Origin of the sequence: Maribacter litoralis (genome assembly GCF_003075045.1) — a bacterium.
Classification (GTDB): Bacteria; Bacteroidota; Bacteroidia; order Flavobacteriales; family Flavobacteriaceae; genus Maribacter; species Maribacter litoralis.
On sequence record NZ_QCZD01000001.1, the window covers coordinates 421,919 to 435,782 of the forward strand.

At 36.6% G+C, this 13,864-nt stretch carries 14 protein-coding genes; 6 read left to right on the forward strand and 8 right to left on the reverse strand.

The window, feature by feature from the left end; translation table 11 throughout:
* The 6 genes from DCS95_RS02015 to DCS95_RS02040 form a co-directional block, all read right to left on the reverse strand.
* Window positions 1-1,056 carry a type III polyketide synthase gene (locus DCS95_RS02015; protein ID WP_116769172.1) on the reverse strand — a complete coding sequence of 352 codons (1,056 nt, stop codon included), beginning with the start codon at window positions 1,054-1,056 and terminating at the stop codon, window positions 1-3.
* A gap of 23 nt (window positions 1,057-1,079) precedes the next feature.
* Window positions 1,080-1,790 carry a methyltransferase domain-containing protein gene (locus DCS95_RS02020; protein ID WP_116769173.1) on the reverse strand — a complete coding sequence of 237 codons (711 nt, stop codon included), beginning with the start codon at window positions 1,788-1,790 and terminating at the stop codon, window positions 1,080-1,082.
* Window positions 1,787-2,908: an NAD(P)/FAD-dependent oxidoreductase gene (locus DCS95_RS02025; protein ID WP_116769174.1), complete on the reverse strand. Its 1,122-nt coding sequence runs from the start codon at window positions 2,906-2,908 to the stop codon at window positions 1,787-1,789. Before DCS95_RS02025 ends, DCS95_RS02020 begins: the two co-directional genes overlap by 4 nt.
* Window positions 2,909-2,988: 80 nt before the next feature.
* Window positions 2,989-3,672 (reverse strand): YiaD family glycine zipper/OmpA-like lipoprotein, encoded by a 684-nt coding sequence (locus tag DCS95_RS02030; protein ID WP_425269151.1) that lies wholly within the window; start codon window positions 3,670-3,672, stop codon window positions 2,989-2,991.
* Between the two features lie 38 nt (window positions 3,673-3,710).
* Entirely contained in the window at window positions 3,711-4,190 is a 480-nt protein-coding gene (locus tag DCS95_RS02035) for a lipocalin family protein (RefSeq protein WP_116770118.1), read from the reverse strand.
* Window positions 4,191-4,338: 148 nt separating this feature from the next.
* A complete protein-coding gene (locus DCS95_RS02040; RefSeq protein ID WP_116769176.1) occupies window positions 4,339-6,315 on the reverse strand; it encodes an alpha-ketoacid dehydrogenase subunit alpha/beta in 1,977 nt (658 codons plus the stop codon).
* Between the two features lie 121 nt (window positions 6,316-6,436).
* Here DCS95_RS02040 and DCS95_RS02045 point away from each other — a divergent pair, with 121 nt between their 5' ends.
* The 6 genes from DCS95_RS02045 (at window position 6,437) to DCS95_RS02070 (ending at window position 12,555) form a co-directional block, all read left to right on the forward strand.
* A complete protein-coding gene (locus DCS95_RS02045) occupies window positions 6,437-7,387 on the forward strand; it encodes an isopenicillin N synthase family dioxygenase (RefSeq protein ID WP_116769177.1) in 951 nt (316 codons plus the stop codon).
* 5 nt (window positions 7,388-7,392) lie between these two features.
* Complete coding sequence (locus DCS95_RS02050; protein WP_116769178.1) at window positions 7,393-7,722, forward strand: translation initiation factor; 330 nt, start codon at window positions 7,393-7,395, stop codon at window positions 7,720-7,722.
* A gap of 108 nt (window positions 7,723-7,830) precedes the next feature.
* Window positions 7,831-8,763 (forward strand): DUF1835 domain-containing protein, encoded by a 933-nt coding sequence (locus DCS95_RS02055; protein WP_116769179.1) that lies wholly within the window; start codon window positions 7,831-7,833, stop codon window positions 8,761-8,763.
* A gap of 1 nt (window position 8,764) precedes the next feature.
* Window positions 8,765-9,631 (forward strand): nucleoside phosphorylase, encoded by an 867-nt coding sequence (locus DCS95_RS02060; RefSeq protein ID WP_116769180.1) that lies wholly within the window; start codon window positions 8,765-8,767, stop codon window positions 9,629-9,631.
* A gap of 55 nt (window positions 9,632-9,686) precedes the next feature.
* Window positions 9,687-11,723, forward strand: coding sequence for a polyphosphate kinase 1 (gene ppk1, locus DCS95_RS02065; protein WP_116769181.1), 2,037 nt, complete (start codon window positions 9,687-9,689; stop codon window positions 11,721-11,723).
* Window positions 11,710-12,555, forward strand: coding sequence for a substrate-binding domain-containing protein (locus DCS95_RS02070; RefSeq protein WP_116769182.1), 846 nt, complete (start codon window positions 11,710-11,712; stop codon window positions 12,553-12,555). Before ppk1 ends, DCS95_RS02070 begins: the two co-directional genes overlap by 14 nt.
* A gap of 5 nt (window positions 12,556-12,560) precedes the next feature.
* Here the strand turns inward: DCS95_RS02070 and DCS95_RS02075 are convergent, their stop codons facing one another.
* Together DCS95_RS02075 and ung are read right to left on the reverse strand one after the other, a co-directional pair.
* Window positions 12,561-12,989: a response regulator gene (locus tag DCS95_RS02075; RefSeq protein WP_116769183.1), complete on the reverse strand. Its 429-nt coding sequence runs from the start codon at window positions 12,987-12,989 to the stop codon at window positions 12,561-12,563.
* A gap of 84 nt (window positions 12,990-13,073) precedes the next feature.
* The gene (ung, locus tag DCS95_RS02080; protein ID WP_116769184.1) at window positions 13,074-13,739 is read right to left on the reverse strand and encodes a uracil-DNA glycosylase; all 666 of its coding nucleotides are present in this window, start codon (window positions 13,737-13,739) and stop codon (window positions 13,074-13,076) included.
* Window positions 13,740-13,864: the final 125 nt, after the last annotated feature.

Here is a 13,864-nt window from a genome sequence, read left to right on the forward strand (position 1 = left end):
CTACCATTCTATTAAAACTCGCTGTGCCGAAAACCCCGGACCAAAACTGAGAATTAAACCTTGTTCTCCTTTCGGTATATTTTTTTCCATAAAGCGCTCTAAAACGTACAGAACAGTAGCACTGCTCATATTACCATACAGTCTTAAAACCTCTCTGGTATCATCTATATTCTTTCCTAAAGCACCGAATAACGATTCAACGGTCTGTACTATTTTCTTTCCTCCGGGATGAAATACCAAATGATCTACTTTTTGAATGTTACTACCATACTTTTCTAAAAAAGGATGAACGATTTTTTCAAAATGGTTGGATATCGTTTCCGGAACTGCCGGATCAAGTATCATTTTTAATCCGTGATTGGTCAGGTCGAAGCCCATCATCTGTGTGGCATCTTTAAAGTGATACATCTCTTCCCCTATAATCCTTGGTCCTACTGCATCTTCTTCAGAAGACAACAATACACAGGCAGCACCATCACCAAAAATTGCTGCGCTGACCATATTTGCCATGGAATAATCTTGCAACTGAAAGGTAGCGGTGGGACTTTCTACGGATACCAAAGCAATGCGTTTACCCGGATTCGACTTTAAAAAATTGTGCGCATAAATAAGACCGGAAACCCCAGCGGCACATCCCATTTCCGTTACAGGAAGTCGAACCACATCTTGTCGCATTTCCAATTCGTTGATCAAATACGCATCTAAGGACGGAATCATAATACCTGTACAACTTACCGTAATAATATAATCAATGGAAGAAGCCTGCCAATCTGTTTGTTGCAATGCATTTCTTAATACATTAGCTCCCATTCGCTTTGCCTCTCTACTATAAATCTTGTTTTTATCTTCAAAGGATGTTGAGACAAAAACGTCTTCTGGCGGCATTATAGAGTAACGTTTGTCCACTGCCGCACCTTCAAAAATTTTAACCACTTTTCTAGAGAACCGTTCTTCTTGACCGCTTAGCCACAATTCCACAAGCGGAATAATATCCTTGGTATTTCTAGAATACGGTGGTAACTCCTTGGCAACACTAACAATTCTTGTGTAATTCATAGCTTTTCTTAATCTTCAATCTACTACTTCTTTTTTAAAATCCATACATATCTAAATGCCCATTTCCATTGTATTCGGTGTGATGCATTGCAAACTCGTTGAGCAAAACATAACAATTCCTCTTTTTTAAATGCCCTACGGATGGATAACAAACCATCTTTTCTTCCAACTTCCGTTTTTATAAAAAACAAACTGAATGCTTTAAATAAATAATAAGCAACGGGACTGCGCTGCAAATCATTGATCACAACCCCAAGTGATGCCAACTCTACAAATCGGTTTACAAACTGCTGTACGCCTTCATCTGTAAAATGGTGAAGGGTTAAGGTGGTCATGACCACATCAAAATGTAAATCTGAAAAATCTGTTGCTAAAATATCGGCATGGATATAACTTATTTCTGGAAAATCAATTGAACACTCCCGTGCCAGTTGCAATGCTTTTCCATTTAAATCCACCCCAACGAGCTTTAGATCAATTTGTTTATTTTTTGCTTCCGCTGCCAGCTTTCTTAGCATAGTTCCATCAGCACAACCCATATCCAATATCGTATACGATTTTTTATTTTCACTCTTAAGTAACTCAAAAACAGCATTTAAAGTAATCTTATAACCGCCCAGCAGCTTGTTTACCCTATTAATATCGTTCAGAATAACCTCAAGCTCAGCAACTGTACCCGAAAAGGTATCCATAACCTCTATTTCATCACTTCTATGTTTAAAATCTACCATCATGATATCAATTCCCCATGTGTTTTAGAAATTATGAACTTCAATATCGAATTCGATCTGCCAAAAGATTTTAATCCGAAAGAGACGAGTCTGTCATTCATTAAAATCTTTTGTAATTGTCTACCAAACCACAACCTTCTACTAAATACAATTGACCAAGCTTTTTTATAATCTTGCTCTAACGCTGAACGACCATACCCCTTTTCGTCAAAAAATCGAACTATAAGTTCTGAAGCAATTTTGGCACTATGAATTGCCATCGCCATACCATTTCCGCAAAGCGGGTGTATAAGACCGGCCGTATCTCCACACATAAGAATATGGTCTACGACACTATCTTTATTATCAAATGAAATTTGGGCTATAGTTAACGGAGTTTCAAATACGGGTTGTGCTTTATGCAAAAAATCTTTGAGCAACGGATTTTCCGCAACTACTTTCTTAGTAAAGCTATGTACATCTTTATATTTCTTAAAACTTTTGTAATGGGCTAGATAGCAAAAATTTATAGCTCCGGTTTCCGTTTGGGACAAGCCGCCATAACCACCTTTAAAATTATGTAATGCCACTAATTCCGAAGGAAAATCAGAAATGCGATAATGAGCTTTTACAGCTAACCACGACTGCTTTTGCTTACTAAAAGGTCTATTTAGGTTTTTGTCTAATACAGAGCGTTTTCCGTAGGCTCCAATGACAATTTTAGTAGTAAAAGTTTGGTTTTTTGTATCAACTATGAAATAATCTTCTTTATAGGTAGTAGCTATCACTTTTTCAAAGTAAAAAAAGACCCCAAGTTCTTTTGCCCGTTGAAACAATAGATTGTCAAAAGCATACCTGCTTATTCCCAATCCGCCCAATGGTAAATCGGTCTCAAGTAAAAGTCCATCTGAAGTGCTAATGTTGAACCGGGAAATATCAATAGCACCACTTGCTTGTAAATTGACACCTAAACGTTGTAAATAGGGTACAATCTCCTTAGATACGTATTCACCACAAACCTTGTGATGTGGATATGACTGCATTTCTATAACGGCAACATTTAATCCATTTAAAGCTAAATGAATAGCAGCGGTCAACCCCGCCAAACCACCACCGATAATAAGTATGTCGTGTTCCTTCACTGCATGGAAGTTACACCAAAAACAAAAAAGCCCTGCAATGCAGGGCTTTTATTTTTAACTCAATACAAAACTGAAAATTATTAGTTTGTTTGCATTTTTGCCTCTTGTTTTAACGACTCACTAGCTACAATTGCTAATTCTACACGTCTATTCTTTGCTTTACCTTCAGCAGTTGAGTTATCACCTACAGGTTGTGCCTCTCCATACCACTTGGTATCAAAACGACCGGCATCTATACCTTGACTTATCAAATAATTAGTTACCGACTCTGCTCTTTGCTTTGAAAGATTTAGGTTATACTCTTCAGCACCTGCGCTATCTGTATGACCTTCTACCAATATATTAGATTGAGGATATTCTTTAAAAATACTCACTAATTTATTCAAAGTGGTCGCAGAAGTACCTTGTACATTAGATTTATTCGTGTCAAAATATACTCCGGCATCTTGATTGAAAGTAACATTTATACCTTCACCGACTCTTTTTACTTCTGCTCCTGGTATTTCTTCTTCAATACGTTCTGCCTGGCGGTCCATTCTATTACCGATATACCCACCGGCTGCACCACCAATAGCAGCACCTAATATTGCACCTAAAGCAGTGTTGTTTCCACTACCAATATTGTTTCCTAAAATTCCACCGATTACCGCACCACCCGATGCACCAATTACAGCTCCTTTTTGTGTTTTATTTGCGTTTTTGACCGTACTACAGCTCATTACCAAGGCAAGAGCAAGAATGTAACTAGTTCTACGTAATATCATTGTTTTCATATACTTTATTTAAATTTTTGAGTAGGTTTTTATTTTTTACTGAATTCATAAACAACGTTCACTGGCGCACCTTCTACCATCACATTAGATTTTAAGGTCATTGCATATTCCGTTAGGTTTTCAATATTTAAACGGTAACCCGCACCACCCGAAATGTCTTGATTTTTTTCGTTTATGAACTTAAACTGTAATTGACTGGTATAATTTTCTTCACGTTCTACAACAGACCATCTTATATAACGATCACCTCCAGTACAAAAGGTAGATTGGTCAATGGTATACCGACCAGTACTGTTATTGTCGCGAAAGAACCATTCACTCCCCTCTAAACAAATATCTTCAACATCGTTGAACAGAACAGCCTTTACATTGCCCGTATTGCCTTCAAAAGAAACATTGTTTAAAGTCCAAGTACCGCTTAACAAGTTTCGTTTAGCCCTTGCATCCTTTGAAACTGAACATGAGGAGATTAAGAGTACGGCACTAAAAAGCAAAATTATTTTTTTCATAAGTAAATTATTTAGGTTTGATCTATATACGTTGATTGTCATTTTTTGGACGGATTATTTTTTAACTTTTCGACCAAATGACTCAGCAAAGATGCTTTTAAATACCAATACCTATTACCTCTTTTAACAATTTTGTTGACCGGTATCCTTAATATGCTATTAGTTCAAGAAGTTCATTTTCAAATCTAGATTTGGCAAGATACTGTTCTTCTAGTTTGGCATTGAACGGAATAGGCGTCTCTAAACTTGCCACTCTTTTGATTGGTCCGTCCAAATACTCGAAACAATTTTCCGTGACCATCGCAGAAATATCACTCGCAATACCCCCAAAAAGGCTATCCTCTTGCAAAATGATGACTTTACCGGTTCTTATAACAGAATCAAAGATTGCTCTGGTATCCAAAGGCTGAAGGGTTCGTAAATCCAATAGATCCGCCCTAATATCGGCATGCTTATCTAAAACTTCCAATGCCCAATGAACGCCGGCACCGTATGTAATTATAGTAATTTGATCACCCTGTCTTAGAAGACTGGCTTCACCCAGTGGTAATGTATAGTAGTCTACCGGTACCTCTTGATAAATACTTCTGTACAATCCTTTATGTTCAAAGAACATTACGGGGTTGGGATCTTCTATAGAGGTAGCCAACAACCCCTTTGCATCATATGGAAAAGCCGGATACACCACTTTTAAACCAGGAGTCTTGGTAAACCAAGCTTCATTGGTCTGAGAATGAAAAGGCCCAGCCGCTACACCGCCACCACAAGGCATTCTAATAACTACATCTGCTTTTTCTCCCCATCTATAGTAGTTCTTCGCCAAATAATTGACAATCGGATTAAAACCGCTACTTGCAAAATCTGCAAATTGCATTTCCATAACTGCTTTCATACCGTTAATGGATAAGCCCATAGAAGTAGAAACTATTGCCGATTCGCATATTGGGGTATTACGCACTCTTTCTTTCCCAAAGTCACTTATAAAACCCTCTGTAATTTTAAAAACCCCACCATACTCGGCAACATCTTGCCCCATGATAACTAGGTTCTTAAATTTCAACATAGACTGCCTTAATCCTTCTGAAATAGCGTCTACCAACCTTATATTTGTAACAAATTTACTTGGTCTAACTTCTTTTAAATCAAATTTTTGATATACATCATTTAATTCTTTAGTTTCATTAGGTACAATATGGTCTTCAGAAAAAGCAATTCGTAAATGCTCATCAATTTCTCCTTGAATATCTGCTTTATATTTGGCAATACTTTTTTGCGTTAATAGGTTTTCATCCAATAGGTATTTTGTAAAATTCTCCAATGGATCTTTTTCGGCCCACGTATCTAAAAGCGCTTGGGGAACATATTTTGTTCCGCTAGCTTCTTCATGCCCACGCATACGAAACGTTTTGAATTCCAATAATACCGGTCTTGGATTTATACGCATGTCTCTCACCAAATGCGACACTTTAAAATAGACTTCTAAAATATTATTTCCATCAATGATGTGAGATTCCATTCCATAACCAATACCCTTATCTGCAATATCATTGCATTTAAACTGTTCATTTGTTGGGGTTGATAAACCGTAGCCATTGTTCTCTACGCAGAAAAGTACAGGTAAATCCCAGACAGCCGCGACATTTAAGGCTTCATGAAAATCACCTTCGCTAGTTGCCCCTTCTCCTGTAAAAACTGCCGTAACCTTCTTTTCATTTTTTAATTTATGTGCTAATGCAATACCATCGGCAACACCTAATTGCGGACCTAAATGCGAAATCATACCTACAATTTTAAAGTCTTGCGATCCAAAATGAAAACTTCTGTCCCTTCCTTGGGTAAATCCGCTTGCCTTACCTTGCCATTGCGCGAATAATCTATACAGTGGAATTTCTCTTGTAGTAAACACACCTAAGTTTCTATGCATGGGTAATATGTACTCATCGTTCTTCAAAGCCGATGTAACCCCAATTGAAATAGCCTCTTGACCAATACCGCTAAACCATTTTGAAATTTTGCCCTGTCGTAAAAGAATCAACATTTTCTCCTCTACCATTCGAGGTTTAAGCATTGATTTATAAAGTGTTAACTTAACGTCTTTAGTTACTTTAAAATCGGTATAATTCATTGATAAGGTCAGTTTTGACTATTAAACTATAAATGTAACAAAAATGCATATAGCAAGTATCGATTATAACAACGCGCGTAAATCGCCAATAATTATTAATTTTACGTAAAATCTTTAAAATATGAGCTTGGTACCTAGTGTTGACCTGTCGGATTTCCTTTCGGACGACCCAAAAAGGAAACAGAAATTTATAAATGAAATTGGAAAAGCCTTTGAAGAAATAGGTTTTGTTGCTTTGGGCGGACATTTCTTATCCGATGAATTAGTAGATTCTTTATATGCTGAAATAAAAGCCTTCTTTGATCTACCCGATGATGTAAAAGATGGTTACCAAATAGAAGGTATAGGTGGACAACGCGGATACACTTCTTTTGGAAAGGAACATGCCAAAGGAAGAAAAGAAGGCGACTTAAAGGAGTTTTGGCACTTCGGACAATATGTAGAGGACAATGATAAACTTGAAAAAGAATATCCTGCAAATGTTATAGTTAAGGAACTTCCGGAGTTTAATAAGGTAGGTAAGGAAACGTATAAAATGCTTGAAAAAACTGCAAAATACGTTTTACGTGCATTGGCTCTTCACCTAAATTTAGATGAATACTACTTTGATGACTTCATTAAAAACGGAAATTCTATTCTACGTCCCATACATTACCCACCAATTACCTCTGAACCAAAAAATGCCGTTAGAGCTGCCGCACATGGCGATATAAATTTGATCACTCTATTAATGGGCGCACATGGTAAGGGTTTACAGGTTAAAAACCATGAAGGCGAATGGGTAGATGCCATCGCAAAACCCGATGAATTAATGATTAATGTTGGCGATATGCTTTCTCGCTTAACCAACAACAAATTGCTTTCAACCATACACCAAGTCGTTAATCCACCAAAGGAGTTATGGGGTACTTCTAGATATTCTGTACCATTTTTTATGCATCCGGTTAGTGAAATGCCTTTAAACTGTTTAGAAAACTGTATTGATGAAGACCATCCTAAATTATATGAAGATATAACTGCAGGTGAGTTTTTACATGAAAGACTAATTGAATTAGGGCTAATCAAAAAATAACGGACATGGATCTTAAAGACCAGTTAAAAAATCTATTTCCCGATCACGAACCCGAGGAAACTCCCATAGACAACAAAGAAGAAAATTCTCTTTGGCTTCAAGATGATCCTATAATTTGTAAGTATGAAAAGCGTAAGGGTAAACCAATAACTATATTGGAAGGTTATACCGGTGCCGACGAAGATTTTAAGAAATTAGCTAAAGAACTTAAGACAAAATTGAGTGTTGGCGGTAGTTTTAAGGATGATAAAATTATCATTCAAGGAGATTACAGAGATAAAATCATGGCAATACTTAAAGATAAAGGCTTCGCAGTGAAGCGTGTAGGCGGGTAATTTAACATTTTTTCAGTCTTTAATCCTATCATTTGTTTTCTGTTAAATAATTTTATAACGTTGTTATAAGTATTATTTTTAATCATTCTAACTAAATCAAACCCCGGTATGAGTTCTCTCTTACACATTACCAATGGAGATGTTTTCACCGAACGCCTTCAAAAATTAAACTTGGACGGTGACGTCATTACATGGCGAGAAATGCTATGTGAAGGTCAAACATTACCTAACGTAGGTACAGAAACCTTCTGGAAAGCCCGTTTTGAGTTTCTTCATAAAAATTATAAAGTTTCAAAATCTTGGTTTATAGAAAAGACCCTAAAGGAATACAGGTCGCTATGTAGCCATAAACAACAAGATCATATCGTGCTTTGGTTCGAATATGATCTTTTTTGTCAGGTGAATATGCTAGCGGTGATCAGCTGGCTGCTTACCCATAGAAAATATGCTCAAATATCGTTGGTTTGCAGTGGTAAAGAAGACGAAACAGATAAAATGTACAGTCTTAATGAGCTGACCGACGACCAACTATTGAGTCTTTACAAAAATAAAAAGGTATTAACACAAGACGATACAGAATACGCCGATTATGTTTGGCAATTGTATTGTAGCAATAATCCTATACGATTAGAAAATCTTACCGATTTTAAAGATTATCAGTTCGATTATTTAGGTGATGCTGTAAAATCTCATTTAAAACGTTTTCCTAGCATTAACAACGGATTAAATGAAATGGAAAATACTATTTTGCAATTGGGAATCGACAAGAAACCTAAATCCAAAACGGAATACATGGACGTTCTTCTCAAAAACCAAGGAAACCTTGGCTTTTCCAATACACAGTACGACCGTGCCTTGTCTCGCCTTAAACCTTTGATCACCAGCTTAAACCCTGTTCGTGTTTCCAAGAAAGGAAAAGAGATATTAGCAGGCAAAACAAGTTATTATTCTTGCATTCAAGACAACGATGTGTATCTAGGAGGTGCTTTAAAGTACAATTTCTTATATAACACTACCACGAACCGAATCTTAAAATTATAGCATGCAATTAAGGCCTGCTGAACTTGTCATCAATGAAGATGGCAGTATTTATCATCTAAATTTATTACCGGAAGATATTGCAACTACCGTTATTACCGTAGGTGACCCTGATAGGGTCAGCCAGGTATCCCGCTTCTTCGATACCATTGAGGTAAGAAAGGGAAAACGTGAGTTTCATACCCATACCGGTCATTTAAACGGTAAGCGTATTTCCGTCATTTCTACCGGTATCGGTACGGATAATATCGATATTGTTTTAAATGAGTTAGATGCGCTTGTTAATATTGATTTTGAAACAAGAACACTTAAAAAAGAACATACCTCTTTAAATATCGTTAGAATTGGAACTAGTGGCGCCATACAACCCGATATTCCAATCGATTCATTTTTAATAAGTAAATATGCTATAGGATTTGATGGGCTTCTACACTTCTACGAACATGGTAGCATCAACTACCCAAAAATAGAAGACGCATTTATTGCCCATACTTCGTGGAACGCTAATAAAGCTAGGCCATATGTACTCTTCTACTCCGAAAAGCTAGGGAAATTATTTACTGATAATCGTATACGATTAGGTTTTACCGCAACAAACACGGGGTTTTACGGACCACAACAACGCCAGTTGAGAATTAAACCTAGTCAGATGGAATTGATGGAAAAATTATCTACGTTCAGCTATAATAACATTCAGTTGACCAACTTAGAAATGGAAACATCTGGCATTTACGCACTTTCACAACTCTTAGGTCACGAAGCTGTGTCTCTAAATTGTATTTTAGCCAATAGGTCTACAGGAGAATTTTCGGTAACCCCAACAGAATCTGTCGATAGGTTAATTGAATTTTGTTTGAAACGATTGGCTTAACATACATTTACAATATTCTTAATATTGTACTTCTTATTTTTACGCAAATCCAATCATGAAAAAAGACAACCTAAAGCATAGAGATATTAATTGGCTCTATTTCAATGAGCGTGTACTGCTTGAAGCTAAAAGTGCCGACACCCCATTATTGGAGCGGTTAAAATTCTTGGCAATATTTTCTTCAAACCTCGATGAGTATTTTAAAGTTCGTGTATCTCAGCTACGTCAAATAAAAAACCTTGACAAGAAGTTCCGTAAGAAATTAATGTTCAAGGCAAATTCTACGCTTCAGCATATTCTACAAATTATCAACCAACAGCAGGTGGAATTTGGCAAGGTAATAGCTTCAACCCTATCGGAGCTTGAAGAACATAATATTTTCATTAGGAATACTTCTAACTTCACACCAGAGCAAAAGAATTTTTTAGAAGAATTGTTCGATAAAGACATTAAGGAAGCTTGTGAAATACATGACGGGAACGCCATTTTGACCGACGGTGCACTGTATCTTGCAGTTACGCACCCGAACAGTGAGTATAGCATTGTAAAAATACCTACCGAAGAACAAGATCGCTTTATCGCATTACCGGGTAACGGACATCAATTTTGTTATGTAGATGATATAATACGATTGAATATAGAAAAATTGCTTCCTACAAAAGAGATTACAGACTGCTATTCCATTAAACTTTCTAGAGATGCCGAATTATATTTAGATGATGATTATTCTGATGTTGAGCTCGTTGAAAAAATATACAATTCGTTAGACAAGCGTTTGTTCGGGCAAGCAACTAGGCTACTATATGATGAAACAATGCCCAGCTGGCTATTAGATGCCATGAAGCGCGATTTTAAACTAGGCGATGTTGATCTATCTCCAGGAGGAACTTATCATAATTTATCCGATTTTTTCTCTTTTCCTGCTCCAGAAGGCACAGAACATTTGCAATATGTAGAAAAACCGGCTTTACCTCACCCAGAACTATCTTTTACCGACGATATTTTCAAAAGTATTGCCACAAAAGACCAATTGGTACATTTTCCGTATCAAGATTTTAAGGTAGTAGAAGATTTTTTGTCCGCAGCTGCAACCGACCCTACGGTAACTGCCATAAAAATGACAATCTACCGTATTGCCAAGTCCTCCTCACTAGCAGATGCTATATTAACTGCTTTGGACAATAACAAAGAAGTTACTTTGTTCGTAGAGGCACAAGCAAGGTTCGACGAAGCCAATAATATTAAATGGGGACGAATTTTTGAAGAGAAAGGAGCTAAAGTTATTTTCAGTATCCCACAAGTAAAGGTGCATTCAAAAATTGCCATGGTGTATAGAACGGAAGCTGAGATTGAAAAACGGTACGCTTATATCGGCACTGGCAATTTTAATGCTAAGACATCAAAAATATATTGTGATCACGGCTTATTTACAGCGCATAAAAAAATCACCAAAGATTTAGGACAGGTATTTCAAGTTTTAGAGCGTAAATTAATTGTACCTAAGTTAAAACGCTTACTAGTTTCACCGTTTACTACCAGAATTACGTTCATGAATCTTATTCAAAACGAAATTAATTCTGCTTTAAACGGTAAGAAAGCTAGTATTACGGCAAAAATGAACAGCTTAGAGGATTCCAATATGATCAAGGCTCTCTATAGAGCTGCCAATGCCGGTGTTAACGTTAGGTTGATCGTAAGAGGCTTTTGCTGTTATCTAACTGCCAACGAAAACCCTGGTGATGGTATGAAAGAGAATGTATTCATTACCAGTATTGTAGATCGCTATCTGGAACATGGGCGTATATACCTGTTTGAAAATGGCGGAAACGAACTCATGTATATTGGATCTGCCGACTGGATGACGCGAAATCTTGATAGGCGCATAGAAGTGCTAACCCCAATATTGGATGAGGATATTTTTAATGAATTAAAGCATATTTTAACCTTACAACTCAACGATAATCAGAAAGCGCGTGTATTGGACATAAACAACACGAATAAAAAGGTTAGCCTTAATGATGGTGATACCCCAATTAGATCACAATATGCCATCTATGACTATTTAAAAAATAAATTGAATGAAAACCGTTAGAATTATTGGAGTACCAGAGCATTTTAATCTTCCTTGGCATTTAGCCATAGAAGAAGGTGCATTTGAAGAACGTGGTATTCAGCTAGAATGGACAGATATACCCGAGGGTACTGGTAAAATGAGCCAAATGCTCAAGGATGGTGAAACCGATCTAGCTATTATTTTAACAGAAGGTATTATAAAGAGTATTACAGAGGGCAATCCGGTAAAAATTATTCAGGAATATATTGCCTCTCCTCTACTTTGGGGTATTCACGTAGACGCCAAAAGTTCATTTAGCTCATTAAATGAATTAAAAGATACCACAGCTGCAATAAGTCGCTTTGGCAGCGGAAGCCACTTAATGGCTTACGTACAAGCCAAACAGATGGGTTGGGATACCAACACCTTAAAATTCAACATCATCAACAATATTAATGGAGCAATCGAAGGCTTGGCATCCGGCGAAGCAGATTATTTTATGTGGGAACGTTTTACCACTAAACCTTTAGTGGACAATGGCACTTTTAAGCATTTAGGAAATTGCCCTACACCCTGGCCTTGTTTTGTACTTGTAGGAACCGATTCTTTTATTAAGGAAAACAACGGAATCTTAAATCATATTCTTGACGTCATCAATACCTATACAGCAGAATTTAAGCAAATTCCTAAAATAGATACCACCCTTGCCAACAGGTATCATCAAAAATTGGAAGATATTCAAGAATGGTTGCAAATAACGGAATGGAGCCAAAAACAACTACCAGAAGAGGTGTTACGCAATGTTCAAAAAACATTACGGGAATTAAACCTTATAGAAGATTCAATTCCCGTAACGGATATTTTGAAATAGAAATTTTATATTGCCGCTAAACTAAAATGCTTTTGTATCAGCGCTTTAAAGGTTTCGTCTGAAAGAGGTTTCTGTGCATAATCTGCAACATACTTATTAGTGTTCGCTCTTTCTTTATCATCCTGATTATCACTAATAGTAACAAGTACTATGGTAATTTGATCTTTAAGCTTTTTAGGTACCATATCTTCATAAGCCTTCATAAACTGCCATCCGTCCATTACGGGCATCCTAAGATCTAACATGACCATACAGGGCAACTCCAACTTCTCTTGACCTTTACCTAAAATAAAATCCAAAGCTTCTTGACCGTTTAAAGCCGAATTAATGTTAACGTCCATATCAAGCTTATTGATGAAAATGGAATGCAAAAAGTTGCTTGCATCATCATCATCGACCAGTAAAATCGTATTCAGCCTTTCTAAGTTATTCATTTAATTAGTAGTTTTTAAGTTGTTAGATTGAGTGGTGTACCCTTCGATACCAACTAAATTTAAAGAATTTATTTATTATCTAACTTACCACGTGATCTTTTTATTGCCTAAATCATCTAAAATTTTATTGCAAACAGAAAAATGCCGATTGCCAAACCAATAGCCACGATTGGCACTTAATGGAGAAGGATGCCCCGATGTTAGAATGGTATGATTCTTTTTATTGATCAACTTTGCCTTTTTCTTGGCAAAACCGCCCCACAGCAGAAAAACCAAGCGTTCGCTATTTTCAGAAAGTTTCGAAATCACGGCATCCGTAAACATTTCCCATCCCATCTTTTGGTGACTTCCGGGTTCATGTTCCCTAACGGTAAGCGTAGCATTTAAAAGCAACACACCTTGTTTTGCCCATTTTTCCAGATTTCCACTTTCAGGATAGGTTTTGCCTATATCACTCTCCAACTCCTTAAAAATATTGACCAAGGAAGGCGGATGTTTTATACCATCTTTCACCGAAAAACATAATCCGTTTGCCTGATTAGGACCGTGATACGGATCCTGACCAATGATAACCACTTTTACCTTATCGAATTCACAATGATTAAAAGCCGCACATACATCCGATTCATTAGGATAACAGGTGTGTTCGCTATACTCTTTAGTTACAAATTGCATCAAATTTTTAAAATAAGGCTTTTCAAATTCATCATTAAGCTGATGTTGCCAACTTTGAGATAGGTTCATTTTCATGCTAACAAATATTTTCCTCTTTAAAATTCAAATGTAATATTATGACATTCACCAATCAAAAAATAAAAACCAATTAAACGCTATTCAATAATTTTTCTTTTTACCATTAAAATGCAATAGCGCAT